22 protein-coding genes and 1 pseudogene are annotated in these 16,197 nt (G+C 50.3%); 12 read left to right on the top strand and 11 right to left on the bottom strand.

Going from position 1 to position 16,197, the window contains the following annotated elements:
* The 4 genes from H6F67_RS27225 to H6F67_RS27210 all read right to left on the bottom strand — a co-directional run.
* Window positions 1–640: bifunctional DNA primase/polymerase (locus H6F67_RS27225; RefSeq protein WP_190769791.1), on the bottom strand; the 640-nt coding region annotated here is incomplete at its 3' end.
* 353 nt (window positions 641–993) lie between these two features.
* Window positions 994–1,206, bottom strand: a complete 213-nt coding sequence (locus tag H6F67_RS27220; RefSeq protein ID WP_190769790.1) for a hypothetical protein — start codon at window positions 1,204–1,206, stop codon at window positions 994–996.
* A gap of 144 nt (window positions 1,207–1,350) precedes the next feature.
* A complete protein-coding gene (locus tag H6F67_RS27215) occupies window positions 1,351–1,950 on the bottom strand; it encodes a Uma2 family endonuclease (protein WP_190769789.1) in 600 nt (199 codons plus the stop codon).
* An 11-nt stretch (window positions 1,951–1,961) separates the two neighbouring features.
* Entirely contained in the window at window positions 1,962–2,147 is a 186-nt protein-coding gene (locus H6F67_RS27210; RefSeq protein ID WP_190769788.1) for a ribbon-helix-helix domain-containing protein, read from the bottom strand.
* A 233-nt stretch (window positions 2,148–2,380) separates the two neighbouring features.
* Here H6F67_RS27210 and H6F67_RS27205 point away from each other — a divergent pair, with 233 nt between their 5' ends.
* From H6F67_RS27205 to H6F67_RS27175, 7 genes are all read left to right on the top strand, one after another.
* The gene (locus H6F67_RS27205) at window positions 2,381–3,436 is read left to right on the top strand and encodes a hypothetical protein (protein WP_190769787.1); all 1,056 of its coding nucleotides are present in this window, start codon (window positions 2,381–2,383) and stop codon (window positions 3,434–3,436) included.
* A 2-nt stretch (window positions 3,437–3,438) separates the two neighbouring features.
* A complete protein-coding gene (locus H6F67_RS27200) occupies window positions 3,439–3,684 on the top strand; it encodes a hypothetical protein (protein WP_190769786.1) in 246 nt (81 codons plus the stop codon).
* Between the two features lie 73 nt (window positions 3,685–3,757).
* The gene (locus tag H6F67_RS27195; protein WP_190769785.1) at window positions 3,758–4,129 is read left to right on the top strand and encodes a hypothetical protein; all 372 of its coding nucleotides are present in this window, start codon (window positions 3,758–3,760) and stop codon (window positions 4,127–4,129) included.
* A gap of 3 nt (window positions 4,130–4,132) precedes the next feature.
* A complete protein-coding gene (locus H6F67_RS27190; protein ID WP_190769784.1) occupies window positions 4,133–4,498 on the top strand; it encodes a hypothetical protein in 366 nt (121 codons plus the stop codon).
* Window positions 4,498–4,986: a hypothetical protein gene (locus H6F67_RS27185; RefSeq protein ID WP_190769783.1), complete on the top strand. Its 489-nt coding sequence runs from the start codon at window positions 4,498–4,500 to the stop codon at window positions 4,984–4,986. The genes H6F67_RS27190 and H6F67_RS27185 overlap by 1 nt, the downstream gene beginning before the upstream one ends.
* A 9-nt stretch (window positions 4,987–4,995) precedes the next feature.
* Window positions 4,996–5,730 (top strand): hypothetical protein, encoded by a 735-nt coding sequence (locus H6F67_RS27180; RefSeq protein WP_190769782.1) that lies wholly within the window; start codon window positions 4,996–4,998, stop codon window positions 5,728–5,730.
* A gap of 77 nt (window positions 5,731–5,807) precedes the next feature.
* Window positions 5,808–7,607, top strand: a complete 1,800-nt coding sequence (locus H6F67_RS27175; protein WP_190769781.1) for a hypothetical protein — start codon at window positions 5,808–5,810, stop codon at window positions 7,605–7,607.
* Window positions 7,608–7,701: 94 nt separating this feature from the next.
* Here H6F67_RS27175 and H6F67_RS27170 read toward each other — a convergent pair whose 3' ends face one another.
* Window positions 7,702–7,911, bottom strand: coding sequence for a helix-turn-helix transcriptional regulator (locus H6F67_RS27170; protein ID WP_190769780.1), 210 nt, complete (start codon window positions 7,909–7,911; stop codon window positions 7,702–7,704).
* A 179-nt stretch (window positions 7,912–8,090) separates the two neighbouring features.
* Between H6F67_RS27170 and H6F67_RS27165 the strand changes: the two genes are divergently transcribed.
* Both H6F67_RS27165 and H6F67_RS27160 read left to right on the top strand, forming a co-directional pair.
* Window positions 8,091–8,579, top strand: coding sequence for a hypothetical protein (locus tag H6F67_RS27165; RefSeq protein WP_190769779.1), 489 nt, complete (start codon window positions 8,091–8,093; stop codon window positions 8,577–8,579).
* 75 nt (window positions 8,580–8,654) lie between these two features.
* A complete protein-coding gene (locus H6F67_RS27160) occupies window positions 8,655–9,035 on the top strand; it encodes a Rho termination factor N-terminal domain-containing protein (protein WP_190769778.1) in 381 nt (126 codons plus the stop codon).
* 124 nt (window positions 9,036–9,159) lie between these two features.
* On the opposite strand, the gene H6F67_RS27155 is transcribed toward H6F67_RS27160, so the two are convergent.
* Window positions 9,160–9,597: a PspA/IM30 family protein gene (locus tag H6F67_RS27155; protein ID WP_190769777.1), complete on the bottom strand. Its 438-nt coding sequence runs from the start codon at window positions 9,595–9,597 to the stop codon at window positions 9,160–9,162.
* A gap of 70 nt (window positions 9,598–9,667) precedes the next feature.
* Window positions 9,668–10,387: a hypothetical protein gene (locus tag H6F67_RS27150; RefSeq protein ID WP_190769776.1), complete on the bottom strand. Its 720-nt coding sequence runs from the start codon at window positions 10,385–10,387 to the stop codon at window positions 9,668–9,670.
* Window positions 10,388–10,827: 440 nt separating this feature from the next.
* On the opposite strand from H6F67_RS27150, the gene H6F67_RS27145 reads away from it, so the two are divergent.
* Complete coding sequence (locus H6F67_RS27145) at window positions 10,828–11,400, top strand: hypothetical protein (protein WP_190769775.1); 573 nt, start codon at window positions 10,828–10,830, stop codon at window positions 11,398–11,400.
* A gap of 118 nt (window positions 11,401–11,518) precedes the next feature.
* The gene (locus H6F67_RS27140; protein WP_190769774.1) at window positions 11,519–12,007 is read left to right on the top strand and encodes a hypothetical protein; all 489 of its coding nucleotides are present in this window, start codon (window positions 11,519–11,521) and stop codon (window positions 12,005–12,007) included.
* 146 nt (window positions 12,008–12,153) lie between these two features.
* On the opposite strand, the gene H6F67_RS27135 is transcribed toward H6F67_RS27140, so the two are convergent.
* The 3 genes from H6F67_RS27135 to H6F67_RS27125 form a co-directional block, all read right to left on the bottom strand.
* A complete protein-coding gene (locus tag H6F67_RS27135; protein ID WP_190769773.1) occupies window positions 12,154–12,666 on the bottom strand; it encodes a hypothetical protein in 513 nt (170 codons plus the stop codon).
* 59 nt (window positions 12,667–12,725) lie between these two features.
* The gene (locus H6F67_RS27130) at window positions 12,726–13,094 is read right to left on the bottom strand and encodes a hypothetical protein (protein WP_190769772.1); all 369 of its coding nucleotides are present in this window, start codon (window positions 13,092–13,094) and stop codon (window positions 12,726–12,728) included.
* A gap of 141 nt (window positions 13,095–13,235) precedes the next feature.
* Window positions 13,236–15,371: a hypothetical protein gene (locus H6F67_RS27125; RefSeq protein WP_242020833.1), complete on the bottom strand. Its 2,136-nt coding sequence runs from the start codon at window positions 15,369–15,371 to the stop codon at window positions 13,236–13,238.
* A gap of 195 nt (window positions 15,372–15,566) precedes the next feature.
* Here H6F67_RS27125 and H6F67_RS27985 point away from each other — a divergent pair, with 195 nt between their 5' ends.
* A complete protein-coding gene (locus H6F67_RS27985; protein WP_242020832.1) occupies window positions 15,567–15,743 on the top strand; it encodes a hypothetical protein in 177 nt (58 codons plus the stop codon).
* A gap of 42 nt (window positions 15,744–15,785) precedes the next feature.
* On the opposite strand, the pseudogene H6F67_RS28605 reads toward H6F67_RS27985, so the two are convergent.
* A pseudogene (locus tag H6F67_RS28605) lies at window positions 15,786–15,974 on the bottom strand (PriCT-2 domain-containing protein); the annotation flags it as partial.
* Window positions 15,975–16,197: the final 223 nt, after the last annotated feature.

Here is a 16,197-nt window from a genome sequence, read left to right as displayed (position 1 = left end):
CGATCGCCTGCTCATAGCGATCGCAGTAGTCGTTTAGGAATTGCTCAACCCAATCAGGAGCCGCAGCAACGGCAACGTCAGCAGGTGAATGAATCCAGCGATAAGCGCCCGTGTCGGGATGCTTTGACGGTGGTAAGACAGATTGACAGCGATCGTATCGAAAGTCTAACTGCTCGTCTCCATCACACTTGAACCCCCCGAACTCCTTCAAAGCAAAGTGAGTGAAACCGATTTTTGCCAATCGAGCATTCAATCCGTCACTCAGTTGATAGAGTTGTTGCTCGCGTCCGACCTTTCCAGATGTCCAGCTAACGGTAGTGGGAATGTCCCCACCGCTGATGCGATCGAGAATTTCTACAGCGGTAATGCCATCGACATCTAAGGCAAGTTTGCCGCCTGATGGCTGGCCTGTACGGATGCCGTAGCCTTCCCAGTAACAGCGCCATTCACGCTGATGTTTGTCGCTCCAAAGCATCTGCCCATCCATGATGAGCGATGCCAGTTCCCCCCGACCGATGGTCGGTTCTGTCTGCCATCCTTTACGAAACGGGCGTTTGTCCTTGACTGGAGTTAAAGAGAAGTCAGCAGGCAGATTGGGCAATTCTTGAACTAGCTGCGATCGAAGGTTGAGAGGTGTCATTGCTGTTCACCTCTCTCGATCGAAATCAGCAGGCGATCGACCAGCCGACTACTGAATCGGCAGTAGGGTAGCGCTGTCAAAAAGTCGATGATCAGCCGTTGCCGCCGATGTTTGCGGCTATGGGCATTTGAGGTAGAATCAGAGTGAGTCTTAACCGTCTCACTATAAGAAGCAACTTTTGGATTTGTTGATAAACCGATTGACTGTCGATACACTTGAGTAGGGCGTTCCGCTGCCCGATTTTCGGAATAGTCTGATCCCTCTTCCCTCTGTGGCAAGCCTGAGAAACTTTGCAGAAGGTTGAAGGTCAGATGGTCAATAGACAAAGCGAACCTCTGAGAAGTAGTTGCAAGCTACACACTCAGAGGTTTTTGCATTTCAGCGAGATATTTATCGATCGCCGCTCTAACAATCGCGCTTGGTGTGGATTGTTGCTCAGAAGCAATCGAACGAATTTTCTGATCGACTATCGGATCGATCCGATAGTTTGCTTTGATTTTTGGCACTGCAAAAGCCTCAGAACTTGTGTACCACGCTAACACGAAACCATCAAAAAGATCGCTCAAGATTATTGTAATTTCCGCCGCCCAATTTTGCCGCCCGATCCCCGTAACGATTGACTGTCAATCGTTATAGAGGTTTTACCTAACAGCAATTGCATAAAGACTCAATGCAGTTTTAGGGAGGATGATTGACGCTGATTTGTGTTTTTATTGCCGTCGCAACTGCGCTGTAAAGTCTTGAACTGCATCGAACTGATCACGGTAGTTAAGGAACGGAATTAGCTGCTGTAAATCCAAGTCAGGATAGAACTGGCTGCGATCGACCTGCCTGTAGCTGCCTGATTGCAACTGATAGACAATCAATTTCCTTTTGCTCCAGAACCAGACTTCAGGCACTTCATGAGGGCGATAGATTTCGCGTTTGTCGATGCTGCCAGATGTAATGATGACCTCGATCACGATGTCAGGAATTGGCTTGAGAGTGCCGATGCAGTAGGAATCGTCTGGAATACCTGATGCAGTTCCGATCGCAGCGATGGTGAAGCCGCCAGAGGCATAGAACCGGATGCCCTTCTCTCTCATGTAGGCTTCAAGCAACAGGTTTAAGGTTCGCTTCACCGCTTCATGCTCTTTACCGATAGGCGACACGATTTCTAGCACCCCATGTAGGTAGAACAGCTTCACCCGATTTCCACTGCGGCTAAGCCTTGCCTCAAAATCTTGAAAATCTTCCCAAGTCAGACCGTAGATGGTGCTGACTCCATCTGTTTGCGGTGATGAGCCGATTGGAGCATCTAACGTTTGCATGGCGATCGCCCTCACTTGCTTTTCTGCTGATGCGTCTTGAACTCTCCGCGCTCTTTTGCCTCCCTGATGCCCAGTTCAATTAGGTAGGCTGCAAGGTTCGCTGTAGGTCTGCCCTGGTAATCAGACCAGCCTTCTAACTCGTCATGCACAGTATCCGGCAGAGTGACGTAAATTCGTTTGCTCACAGAATGGCTCATATTCTATATGCCGTTCATAGTAACGGTTTGAGGTGAATTAGTCGCCACTTGAGATTTAATCGAGACTAATTTGTGGGTAACTGTTGCTAATTAGTCGTAAATGTATGCTAACATCGCTGGCATGAGGTGACAAAAAGATCGTTTCTGCCACTTCGGTTAGGGAGATGCCAGTTCAGGCATTTACCCCTAGAAACGGCTCAAACCTTTGCTCTACCGATATTTAAGGAGATTTCATGCAACTTTCCGAACTGCCAAAACTGACACAAGAGCGCGAAAGCATTCCGCTTTTTGCCGCAGGTGTCGATATTGGGGCGGCATCCGCCAAAATTGACATCGACTTGGGAGAGGTGAAAATCCCAAGCGCGATCGAGCGTCTGTCCACACCTCCTGAAAGCATCTTGAAGGGTCGCAATGGTGGCTTTGTTTCCTACCTCGATGGCTCACGGCATGACCTAAAGGGGACGTGCTGGTATGCCGGGGACGTGGCGATTAAAGCAAATCCCAAGGGGCATCAGCGCGTTTCTGACGATGCTAGCGCCAACAAAATCGGGATGAGTTTGCAACTGCTGCTAGCTGCGCTAACTCAATTCAGCTATCGCCCGATCTGGAATATTAAGCTTGTCGCCAGTCACCACGACGCCTCGACACTCAAGCCGCAAATCGCCGCCGCGCTGCAAGGTTCGCATCGGGTGTTGCTTGCTCAGCACGATCACGAATCGGTGGTGAACATCACGGTTCTATCTGTCGTGCATGAAGGCATGGGATTGGTTGTCAGCCAGCAACACCGCATTCCTGAGAATAACGAAGTAATCGCGCTTGACTTGGGAGGCCACAGTACGATCGCGACTGTGTTTGATGGCTTCGGTCAAATTGTCGATCGCAATCCGATTCAAATTGGCGTGATTGACCTGATTGAATCGATCGCCAAAAATCCCAAAATGCGCGAGCGCTGCAATGCTCAGCAAGGCGATACCGCTTTAATTCGGGCTGCACTGGAGAGCGCTGAAAATCGCTTTGCCTATGGCTATGGCCGCGAATCATTCAACATTCAGGACATCTACGAAATCGAGTTACAGCCTTGGCTGGATAGCGCACTGGCGAAAGCTTGGAAGTCAGTCGAAGACTACAAGCCACGCGCTTCTCACTATTTCGCGATCGGTGGTGGGGTGAATCTGCCGCACGTTGCAGAATGCCTAGCCGCTGCTGGTCTAGAGTGCCTACCCGATTCCGAGTGGATTAACGCTCGTGGGCTTTACACGCTGGCTGCAATGCACTCGGAGGAAATCTAACCATGACCTACTCAACCGCCGATCGCCGCGTCGTTCTGCCGGAATGGGTGATGCCCTACTTGCTGGAATATGGCTCACGCTTCGACTGTGACGACTTGCCTACTATCTTGGGTCGCGTCATTGCCGATCACCGGATGGCAGGTCTAGCCGCTGCAACACCTGCAACAGCAACAGCAGCGACACCATCCGCACCAAGTCAGGCGATCGCACCTGTCCCAGAACCGACAGCCAGCCGCTTCAAGATTTAAGCCAGCCCCTCTACCTTCCACAGTTTCTTGGCTGGCTATTTTCCCTCAATCCACAAATCAAGGAATTACACCAATGTTAAATCGAACCCGTGAATACGTTGACGATGCGCCCATTTCCCGCACGTCCCGACCGATCGGCTACTACATCAGCACAAGCGCGATCGATGCCCTTGCTGCTGAGTTTGGGCAATACCTCGAAAAGATTTCGCCCGAATACAAATGTCAGATGGGATCTGCACTGTTTGACGTGCTAGGAGGCGACACCGAGGACTACAGCATTCTCGACTCGCTTACCCTTGTCGATCCTGATGGCCTGATGCCTGATGCCCTGAGCAACGCCATCACCCGAATCGGAGAAGAAGACAGCAACGAGGCGATCGTGCTGCTACTTTCCGCGCTGGCTGCATACGTTGCTGACGACATTCGCAACGGACAGGAGGGCTAACCGATGTTTGAAACACTCGACTTCGCGCCCGCGCTGCCCGCTTCCAAGGCTGAATCCGTTGCGCTTTTCATGGTGAAATGTGGCGGTGAATTCCAGTTTGTCGAGACTTCCAAAAAGTTCTTGATGCTGCTGAGCATCCTTGACTACATCGGCACTGGAACGCCTGACACCTACCCAATGGCAAGCGCGATCGGCTATCAGGACGGCGATGGCTTCCTGTCTGAAACAGACTCGATCGACTCACCAGAGCCGACGATTGCAGAATGGCTCTGCCACTTTGCCGCGATCGGAGTGCAAGAGCAATCTAACGGCCTGTTGTGGGGATTCGCCGCCACGCTGTTTGAGAATTTGCGCGATGAGGTGGCGTGATGAGCGTGTTCACCAATCCCAAAATCGCGCCTTCCTGGATAGCTGCCAGCGCGATCGGTGTGATTGGGTTAGGTGCGCTGCTCAGCCTCGATCGCCTCATCACGTCTGCCTCAGAAGCAGGCAACAGCCAGATTGCCAGCGTTCGCGCCAACACCTGTCGCCTGCTCAATCCACCGGACAAAGTGATTCTGGGAGGCTACTACTTTCAGCCAGCAGGTGAAGGACAGGGCGGGCAACTGCTCTCTGAAGGCGAGTACATCTGCGATGCATTCGGCTCCACAGCCCGAATTGAGCGCGGCGGCTATGCCCAATTCATCGTCACGGGCTCCACAACCGAACTCAATAAAACGCTGATGCAGCGGGTAGAGGATGAGGCGAACCCCGATCGCAACCCGAATCTGAGAGTCCGGCGCGACGTGAGCAGGGGCATCTACCAGCCGCCGCCAAAGGACGAGCCGACCGCTAATCCACTCTTTCCCACCCAATAGGAGAAATTCATGAGAGTTCAAAAAGACCCGTCCCAACCGTCCGATCGCGCCTCCCGCCCTGCCAGTCAGCCAGAGCAACGCCGCGCCCCATCTGCCGATCCGTTCGCAGGTGGCAAGCCCAAAGGTTCGCTGATTCTCACCACATCGCGAATGCTCGAAAACACCTTCAGCCATAAGGGGATGTTTTGGCTGGGTGTGAGTGTGGCGATCGCCAGCTTCATCGCCAACTGTTTCTTCTACTTTTCGCTGATGATTGCCGCTGGTCTTGTGCCCTTCACCGCTGGCCTGGGTGCGTTCGCCGTCAGCTTCGGTACATCGCTGTTTGAGGTGATGCCCGTTGTATGGCAACGATCGCGGCGAAACAATCTCAACCTCATCTTTTCTGCTGGAGCCAAGCCGGACGTTTTGCCCGTGTTAAATCAGTCTGTTGTAGGCGATTCTAAGCAGCTAATCGACAACTACCGCAACAGCGATCGAGACACCGCCCGATTCTTCAAAACGATGCGCTGGATGGCGATCGGGGCTGAGTCGTTTCTGGCGATCATCTTCCTTGGCAACATCGGGACGGGTATCCGCGCCGTGTTCCGCCTGCTGCTGTTTGTCGCCTCAATCTTCGGTGTCGAGTGGGGTGTGTCGCTTGCCCTCCGCGCTGCATCTTGGGAACTGCCGCCCGCTATTCGTGAGCAGCTTGACGAGTTGCTGAACAACGCAGGCCGCGCCCTCAATCTGAAGAAACTCGATTAATTCCAAACATGACAACGCGCCGATCGCTTTACCTGCATTGGACGGGCGATCGGCGCATTCTTTTAGGAGTAACCCCAATGCCTGACTATAACGGATATCTCGACAGCGACCAAACTCTGATTAACTATGCCGTGCGCGAAATGGGAGGAAGTTTTCAGCAAACAATTCAAGATGACCCTAGCCGGATGCTGCGAAATTGGCTGAAGTGCCGTCGCTCTGCACAAAACACAGCGATCGGCACTACCTTGTTTGGGGCATTGGGACTGGTCGCAGGCGTGTTTACCGGAGCCATGCCGCTGATGATTGCGGGCGTTGCCGTTGCCGCTGGCAGTGGATTTCTGGTCAAGCATCACAGTGAGGGAGCCGCCGCCTGCGAACTCGAAAGCGAAATTCTTGATAGTTGCCGCCCGATTCTCTCACTGCTGGCGGAACTGGAGCAGCGCGGCGCGAATCCTTCCGATTTGGTGAGCCTGTACGATCGCCTGATTCGGGCTGCCAGTGCCAAGAATAGCGGCTTCGACGTGACGAACAAAGCGCAGCTACAGGCATTCTTTCAGGCGGAACTGGAGCAAAGCGCGATTCTATCCAACCTCTCAGGCGCATCACACGGCATTGCTGCAACGATGAAGGTCAAGCCACAACAGCAGGCCGCGCCCGCGCTGGGTAACGCTGTGGAGAATGGCGCAACGCCTGAACCGCCGCAAGTTTCCCCGAATCGATTTGAACCGATCGAGCCGCCGCAAATTTTTGATATTCCCGTTGAAGATGTCCCCAGCTTGCAGCCGCCATCGACGCAGCCAGCCGCCGCACCAATCGACTCTAGAACCCCACCTCCAATCGCTACGACAACCGCAGATGACAATCGCTTTGCATGGGCGAAAGACTTGCTGCACTTTCCCGCCGTCCTCATCTGGGGGGCACAAGGATCAGGGAAGACTTCATTTGCAGCGTGGCTACTGCATCAGCGCATCGAGGCAGGCCATAGCGCGGAAGTTTGGGACGTTCACCGGGAATATGGGCAATGGGACGGTCTAGCCGTCTATGGGGACGGGATGGATTATGAAGCGGTCGATCGCCGCATGAATGCCTTTGAAAATCAGGTGAAGGCGGATTACAAAGAACGCGCCAAGAATCCAAAGTTCAACCCAAAACGACACACGATCGTATGCGAAGAGTTTACAAACTTTGCACGTCGCTGTGAAAATTCCGCGCCATTCTTTGAGGCTGCATTGAGTGATTTACGCAAAGTCAAAAAGGGCGTAATCTTCGTTTCTCACGATCGAAGCTTGGCAGCATTGGGAGGCTCTAAGGGATTCAGCAAAGCTCGAAATAACGGTCTGTTGGAATTGCAGCTAGAGGCAATCATCGACCCCACTACAGGCGATCCAATGCCAGCGCTTAAGGGTAAATTGCGCTATCCCGGTAAGGCTGCGATCGAGGTCGAAATCTCTCCTGAGATGCGCGGCTCGATGAACTTTACCACAGTGGTAGCTAATGCGAATTCAGCCTCAGCCACAACAGATGATCAGCAGCAACTACGCGATCGGCTTGAGAATCTGTACCGGGAAACCGCGCCGGAAAACTTTCCAGACAGCCCGGAAATTTCCACAGAAGGCGGAAACTTTTCCACTACCCCGGAAAACGCGGAAACCCAACGGGAAAGCGACTTTTCCGCTTTTGAGGCAGACCCGGAAAACTTTTTCTTTTCCGATTTCCAGCTTGGGAAACTCGTGTTTCTGGCTGTGAAGGCGGAAATGGAAAACGGGAAAAAGAAGGCGGAAATTGTTCAAGACGTTCTGGAGTGCAAAGGACGTAAATACAAGTTTGGGTGCGCTTGGTTTGATGCCCTAATCAAAAAGTATGGTGAGTTGAACTAACTGTTATGCCAAAGTAAAAGCGATCGGACGTGGTGAGCCGATCGCTTTTTATTGTCGATGCTAGGTGTTAGCTAAAGTAACTTTACTGCGCTGGTTAAGCTGCATCTCGATCGAACTTCAGCCAGTCATTAGGCGTTGTATCTGGGAAGGCAGTAGCAAGACCTTCTAACACCTTTCCACTAGGAATTAAAGACGGATCTTTGTAGAGGCGATAAACGGTCGGTTCAGATAGCGATGTGGACTTCCACAAAGCATAAGCCGTTAGCCCCTTAGCATCAGCAAATTCTTTCAAACGGTTAAGCACTTTCATTCCTCCATACTCTCATACCTGTAGGATATGAAGATTTCTACATACTGTCAAATTTATTAGATAAATATCTTGACAGTATCCTAAAAACTTGAGAGTATGGTTACAGAACAAGAGAGCGGTTGCTGACTGGACATCTTGACCGCTCTCTCTAGCCACAAAGGACTAACGCCATTATGCACCGCTACAAAGTTTCGCTACTCTCCGATCGCCACGCCTTCATCAAAATCAGCGATCGCGTTGCCGTCATCACCAAGGCACTGAAGCGACCGGGGAAGAATGCCCGCCGCGCCCGCCTGGTTGCCGCCTATGTCGGGTTCGATACCCAGCAGCAGGCGATCGCCTTTGTCAACGGCATCAAGCGCTATCTGAGCAAAGCCTACTGCCAGATTCGCCGCAGTGAGCGACTGGCTACCGCGTGGGAGGTGAAGATCCGCTACTTCAATGAATCGGCACTCGAAACGCTCATCTGGAGCTATGCCGAAAATCCGGCGATCGTCAGCAGCGACAACATCACACCTGCTGAAGCCAAGCGATCGATTTATCCCACCCCGCCAATCGCCCCGGTGAAAGTGCAACCGATGAAGGTCAAGCCGATCGAACTTGCACCGCTTCAGATTCGCAGCAACAGGCCGCTGAAAGTGGCTGGACTCTCGATCGAGTAGTTGCCCTACGGCCAGCTTGGGGAGTGCTGCAAACTCCCCACACATCGACACATTCACACTTCAAAGGAATTCATCATGCAACTTATCGACATCTGCACAAACGCGATCGCCCTGTTCGGAGCCGCCTATTTCCTGACTGCGCTTACCGCTCATCTTGTCCATTGCTGGCAGCATCCGCCCGTTAAGCCGATGGTCGCAGATACGCTCGATGTGGAGGAATTCAACCTGCTAGAGATTATCGACCCGTGCGATCTGCTGTTGCCAGTTGCCGCAGATGTGGAGCCGATTCACCCTTTCGAGATGAGTTTGCAGCGGATGCCAGAAATTGAGCCGATCGCCGCAGATGACCTGTCAGGCTTAAGCATTCGCGAATTGAAGCGCATTGCATCCGATCGCCGCATTCCCGGTTACAGCAAAAAGACAAAATCGGAATTGATTGAACTGCTGAACGCCTAACCAGTCCACACGGGCGATCGCCACGCCGCTAGGCCGCTAGCGCAATTCCTAACATAAACTCAAAACAGCCTCTAAACTATGCACCGCATCGGCTTGAGGCTGTTTCTATGGCAATTTGTAGGTATTAAGCGAATAGTTCGTCTTCTTTGCTATGTGAGGGACAAGAGTATTCTTGATCGACATCTGTATTCAAACTTTCTAGGGATTGCTTGAGGCTAAAAATAATAGAATTCTGCTGTCCTATCTCAATCTTCAAATCGATCGCTTCCTGCCTATGTATCTGAAAATGAACTGTTGCCGCTTCTGAAAGATCGGCTCTGTTATGCTGATTCGCTAATCCTACGCGCTTTTTCCACTTGCTAGCCTGTGCCAGCGCTCGATCATATTCACCTTGAAGTCTCTTTAGTTTCAGCTTTGCACTATCGAGAGATTTTTTTAGGTCAGAAACACACCCATTAAATTCCTGTAGGGACTGCTCAGCGCTAATGGACGATATGTTTCTCGATTGTCGGTAAGTTAGCTCAGATTTAACAACACGACTGGCACGGTCATACAGTCCCATTCAGCTACCTCTCTGCAATGTGAAACGATCGCGATTTTTCAAGAAGAATACAAATAAGCCTTTAATCCTATTATTCAGAGTCAGCAAATAAGTCCACATCTGAAACTGCTGCATAAGTGCCATACGACTTATCGACAGCTTCAATCTGAAGCATATGTTTGTTTGCTTCTCTGTCAAAATACTCAGCCACGATGAAACCGACAAAACCTGTTTTAGCGATTCTAACTTTCAATCCTATGTTGGGAGTATTCAGGACATTGAAAGAACTATAGTCAACTTCAGTCAGGACTCTACTGTTTGATTTCTCAGCTTTGTTATTGATTTGCTTCTGATCAAATCCCATTTCCTTCTTCAAAAGGTAAAGCTCATGCTCGACTTCTAGTGCATGAAATTGAGCGTCTTGCTGTGCAAAACTTGCGGCTCTTGTCTTGGCTCGAAGTTGATGGTCTACATCTACATCGACCTCTTTTTTCAATTCTTCTAACTCAGATTGAATCTCATATTGTCGCCAAGCCTCTTCATACCAATCAATGATTGGTACTCCGTATTCTCTACCACTAATGCCGTCGAGAATGAGCAATACACCGACGACTGGCAATGCTCCCATCAAAAACATTCCCGCCTTCATACTGCCTAGCCCAACCCATGCGGCTGTGGCACTTGTATGTGCTGCTCCAGTTAACGTTCCGATCGCTGTTCCGGTTCCAGCGACACCAATAGCGCTAGCGGTTGCGTTAATGATGGGAGTGCTAGCGGCAAGAGCAGCACCAGCGGCAGTTGATTTGTTCATCTTTAACTCTCATCTTGCGATCGCTTCAACTCAAGGCTAAGCAGCGAATATGAAAGCTTTCAGCAAGACAGCGTGAATCTTGCATGAATTTCACCTAGCACTGCGGCTAAAAACGAGTGAGGCGATCGCGTTCTAGCCACTATATGCGTAACTTTACGGTTTGTACTATTGCTGTACTATTAGACTGTCACAATGACGGTAAATCAAGGGTTTCAGTGTGACTATCTGCCTAATTCGCAAATAATCAAAACGCTGTAAGGTTTACTGTGCAGCGGTTGCAAATTTTGATTTAGTCCAGAGTTGCAATATTGGACTAAATAGCGATGGACTAACCCTTTACTAAGTGCCTGACCAGTGCGATCGAGTGTGACACTTTTACCTGACTATTGCTTGACCGTTCCCACGTAGGTAGAGTAAGGCTACTTCACCAGTAAGGGACTATGGCAACTGACAAGCCGCTGGTTAGCGTCTATATGCCGCCTGAATTGCTCGATCGGCTCAAAGTCTACCAACAGGACAACGATATCAAATCGGCTTCATCTGCCGTTGTAGCAGCGCTGCAAGAATTCTTCCAGATGGGTGCAACCGCTGGCTACGCGCCGATCGCCCGTGTGGAGGAACTGGAGCAACGGCTAAATCAGTTGAGCGAACTTGTGGAAGAATTGCGCCATTCACCAGTAAGGCAACAGTCCAGCACTCGATCGGCTCCACATCAGCCGCAGAAGGCCGCTAGACGGGCAATCGCTCCTACCGATGGTGAATCTGTCGATCATGCCGCTGATGGCTGGCTGAATCTCAAAGAAGTAGCAGCGACGTTCAGAGACAAAGAAACAGGCACTCAAGCCAGAGGAACGAATTACTCAACCCTGTCTACCCAGCGCGGCAAGATGGATGATGCAGAATTTCTCGACTACCTGTATCAGAGAACTTTAGAAACAGGCAGGCCGCAGCGCTGGGAGTTTGATCGCAGTAGAGGACAGAAGGGAATGTTCCGCCCGATCGCTGTCGAATAGTGAAGACGCTACATAGCTGCGAATCGATTGCGTAATCTTTCGATGAATCATTTGCTACCTCTCCGCTGTTTCTCGGCTTGCGTAGAAGAAGTGAACGAAACACCTGAAAGGATTCCTCATGAAGCCTCACCGCCTTCTCTCCGCTGCTGCTGCCACCACAATTGCTACCTTTGTGCAAATGATCGCCACCGCTCCTGCTTCCGCTGATCATTCCTACACCTATCCTGCACCAGCACCAACAGTAGCGGAAGATACTCCGAACTCCCCAGAAATTCTGGCATCTGATCGAGAGTCCACTGTTTTCGCTGGCTGGGAGTTTGCTTACGCTACAACTCCAGACGAAAACCTTTTTGTAACGCGAACATTCATTGTTAATCTTGGCAACGACTCTTTGGGAATGATTGCACAGATTGATTGCGGACGAGGAACGGTTCGCCACGTTGTTCAACCAAGACTTTTCAGGAATAACAGCAACACTGGAACTCCGATTGATCGCCCAACTAATCAATGGATGGTACTCGATCGCGATATAGCAACAGGGCAAGCAATGATGAGAACTTGTGAAGCTGCCGCACAGGAAGAAGGAATAGTCTGGTCTTGGCTATAGATGAACGATCGAAACAATGCCAATCAAAATACAAGGCAGCATGGCCGCAATCGCCCCATCAACCGAGTGAGCCGCGCCGATCGCTGCTGAGTAGTGCTATACGCGCACGTGCGACCCCTTCAGATAATTCCCTTAATTCACTTTTGTTAGCCAGCTTTAGCCGCTGGTAGAAGCGATCGCCCCACATCGAGCAACTGATTCAATTCTTGCCAGCAAAGTAAACCAAAGTTTTCCAAGTCGCTAGGCGGATTGTCTTCAGAGCCGCGCCAAGATGCTTGTGTCTGGATGGCAAGCGCGATCGATGCCCATTCGCCACGCTGATCAGTCCCGTGTGCAAATTTTGTTTTTATCAAAACACTGAACCGGGAATCACGTTGATAGAACGAATATCGATCGGCAATCTCGTTAAATTGCTCTAAAAGTCGCTCAACTTGCAGCAAAGTCGCTGCAAAGTCGCTAACCTCATGCGCTCGAAATCGCCAGCGAATCGAGTATTTCATCGCGTTCTGACCTGCGATCGCCTTGCCAAACTGTGATTTTGCCCCGGTCGATCGCTTCCAGGGTTCAGTTTCTCGAATCGTTAGACGGGCGATCGCCTTCTGCCTAGGACTGGCTGGAGCTTTGCCGCCTCTTGCCGCTGCTGATCTGGGATAAGCCATAGCAATACTTACTAGTTGGTTTGTTGATCGCCCCGGTCGAAAAATTCCAAAAAGTCCATTTAACTTCCTGCGATGCGCTTTAACCGAGCAAGGCAATCAGGCTTCACAGCATCCGGTAGATTGCAAAATTTCACGTACAGTTCTTGCTGATTGGTTTTTGCAAGCTCGATCGCAAGAATTGCTTGCTCAGTTTTTTCGCGATCTTTCGCAATTATTGAAATAACATCCATCACCAAGCGAGGATCGTGAGCGCCAAACATTTTTAATTCCTCCGAATTCGATTTTGTTTGTAACCTGCAATCATTTGTAGCGCCGATCGCGCCCGCCGCAGTTTCTAGAGATTTATCGTTCAAGCGGATGCCCCTCGATGAAAATCTTACAAGGTAACTTTCGCCCTGATTTCTTAAGTTTTCTGAGCAGCTTTTCAACGTGCCGCCTATTTCGTCTTGATAGCAGCAATAAGACGCGATCGCCGTTAAATTCCGCCGCGAATCGATCGAAATAACGATACAAATCATCAGCATTCATTCGGCTCCAGTCGGGAGACTCAAGCCAAGGTACTTTGGAAGTCATGCGATCGCCTCTACTTGAGTAAATTTCGCTGCGAATCTCTGCCCTGTTTGGAAGTCGCGCCCGTCTACCCAGAACGCACCGTCCGAAATTTGGAAGATTTCGGCTTCGCCTTTGGGTGTTTTGACCCGATCGCCTACCTTGAATTCTGCTGTGTGATCACAACTTGCAAGGGCAGATATATCTATACGAGTTGTGATCACACTTGGGGGTGAAGGGGCTTCATTCTTGCCCTGTAAGCGTTTCAGGAATCGCTCGTCAAGTGAAGCGATAATCGCCTCCCTGTCAGCATCTTCTAGATTTGCAATGGAGTAGAGCCGATAGCCTGATCCGGGTATCTTGCGCGATCGCCCTACCAGTTTCGCTTTGATTTCGTAGCCAAGCTTTCGCAGCAACTTATTAACAGTTTTGACCGGATCGTGTGTGGCTTCAACATTAAGCCTCAGATATCGCTTAAGCTGACGTGAATGAAAAACACACCATTCATGTACAGCGATTGCTTCTGGTGTGTCGTTTGTCCATTGCAATACCCCGCCTTCGATAAATGGCAGCAACGGGCATTCATTGAGCAACTTGGCTTGACCGGATCGAAAAGACAGTTTCGGGAGCCAAACAATCTCATTGCGCTTCTCAGCTTTTGAAAATGCCGCTAGCCAATTCCACCGATCAAGAGTTTTCGCAGTTTCAGGATTGCGCGATAACCAGAGCAATTCTGCTGCTTTCAAAAATTTCCCGTCGTTCTCGATAACGGCTTTCAGCACAAATTCAGGATTGCTTAAGTCACATCCTGGTAGCTTGTCCTCTAACAGCCGCTTTTTTGCCGCCCGCCGCTGCTCAACAGATGAGCCAAGATTTGATTGAATGTCTCTCGCTTCAGATACCGTCATTGTGGCAGTATCGGCAGATGCCAGCGCGATAGATTCCGCACAATCTAATGTGCCTCGAATCGCTTTACGTTGACGAGAGAGAGGCTTAAGATTGCCAGTTTCTACAAATTCAATTGAATGCCCTTGCTGCTGCCAGATTTTGATGTAGTTGTCTCGCAATGCAAGTTTGCCGTAAGCTTCCCTAGCTCGGTATTTTGACCAATGTTTGAGATAGAAACCGTAATCACTGGTAGCATCGTTTTGACTGGCTTTCGCCCGATTCATTGCTTCTACAATGTCGATCGGGTTACCCTCATGATCAGTTTGTTGATTCTCGTTTGCATATTTTGCAAACTCGGTAAGCTTGTTTACTCCCTCCACATTGCGATAGAGATCGCGCAAAATTACATCCGGTCGGCAGCTTGAGAATAAGCTGTCTGGGATTGCACCCCGTTCTTTCACATAGCCGAATCGAGGGACATCTGATCGCAATCGATCGGGCAATTGCTTTCCAGCACGAGGTTCTAAGTGAACCAGATGAATCGCCATTGCTGAAAAGTGACCCACTTTATCGTCAAGACTCACTCCGCTATTTACGCTAGGTGAATAGCCAATGATGCGCGGATCATACTTAGCAATAAAAGCATCTGGGTCTAGTGAGAACTCTTTCGCCCAAGGCTCTTGAGAAGTTTGGCTATCAATGATGTAAATTTTTTCTGAAGGAATGCCTTCAGAAATTGCCATCTGTTCAGTTTCGCGTAGCCACTTATCGGAATCTGAAACAATTACTAGGTTTTCGCCATTATGAAGGCGATCCTTAGTTTCACTCCAAGTAGCACTCGGATGATCGTAAAGCGTGTATTCTCTAGCCGCTGTGTCAGTGCGATCGAACCTGAAGAATTCAACAACTTCTAGTCCAGATGCCTCTCGAATTAAATCAAGCTCTAGATTCGTTAAGCCATCCAAACTTAATACAATCCATCCTTTTTGTTCTCGCGCATATTGAAGCAATGCGCGAAATCGATTGAGAGTGAAAGCATGAGAATCACCGCACGTTTTACCATCAAGAATTTGCTTGAAGGTTTGATCGGGTTCATCCAAGATTATCAACGGTGGTTCTTTAGGCAGGCGATCGGGTGGAAGTTTACCGCTCGACTCGACACACATCGTCACTTCATGCGGAATTGAGAATCCTTTGTGCTGTGTGTGGTGTGGCAGTCCTAACGTCTTGCCAGCTTGCAGCCCTAGTAAATTGCGCGGAACAAACAACGATCGAAATCCTTTCGGGTATCGGCTCCGATGCTGGTCACAAATTCCTTTAAGTGCTGTTGAAGTTTTGCCGACTCCCATCGAGCCATCAACCAAAACGATTCCTGACTTCTCAGGCAGTTGTAGCAGTCCTTCCGGGATGTATCGCCCGGATGCTGTGATTGTTGGCTGAATGCGAATTGAATTGAGTTCGGTTTGAATGCGTTCGGTTTCACGTTGGTAGCGATCGCGCCGCGCCTGGTCGCGCTGCTGAGCGCGTTCTGCCGCTGTCAGTGCATCCTCTTTGGCGATCGCCGCCTCTACAGCGCTTTGCTCATCTTCCCAAGCGCGATGCTCAGCATAAGCTGTTGCATCCGGTTCACCGAACTCTGATTTCTTGGGAGGTGTCCATCCTTGCTGTGTGGCGTAATGGTAGAGCGTTCCAGCGGTTAGCGGGCGACTATGCCCGTCCTTGATGTGGAACCAAACCGCATCAAACCCGCGATCGGTATGTTTGCCGCTCTGAGATGACCAGCTTCTAGCTTGATGTTCAGCAACGCCGCTATGAGCCGCAGCCAGCAAGCAATCGCGCCATACGTACCAGTCGAGGTGATTCGGATCGATTTTGTCGAGGTAGTACAGTGCCCAATCTGCTTGCGACCATTCAGGGTAGCGAATGCTGACTGTTTTGCTTGTCTTTTGAGTTCTTTGCTGCCGTTTTGCTTCCTGTACTGCGATCGCCTGCTCATAGCGATCGCAGTAGTCGTTTAGGAATTGCTCAACCCAATCAGGAGCCGCAGCAACGGCAACGTCAGCAGGTGAATGAATCCAGCGATAAGCGCCCGTG

The sequence above is a fragment of the Microcoleus sp. FACHB-1515 genome, from assembly GCF_014696105.1.
Taxonomy (GTDB): domain Bacteria; phylum Cyanobacteriota; class Cyanobacteriia; order Elainellales; family Elainellaceae; genus JAAUTJ01.
This window is presented reverse-complemented; position numbering and strand designations above follow the sequence as displayed.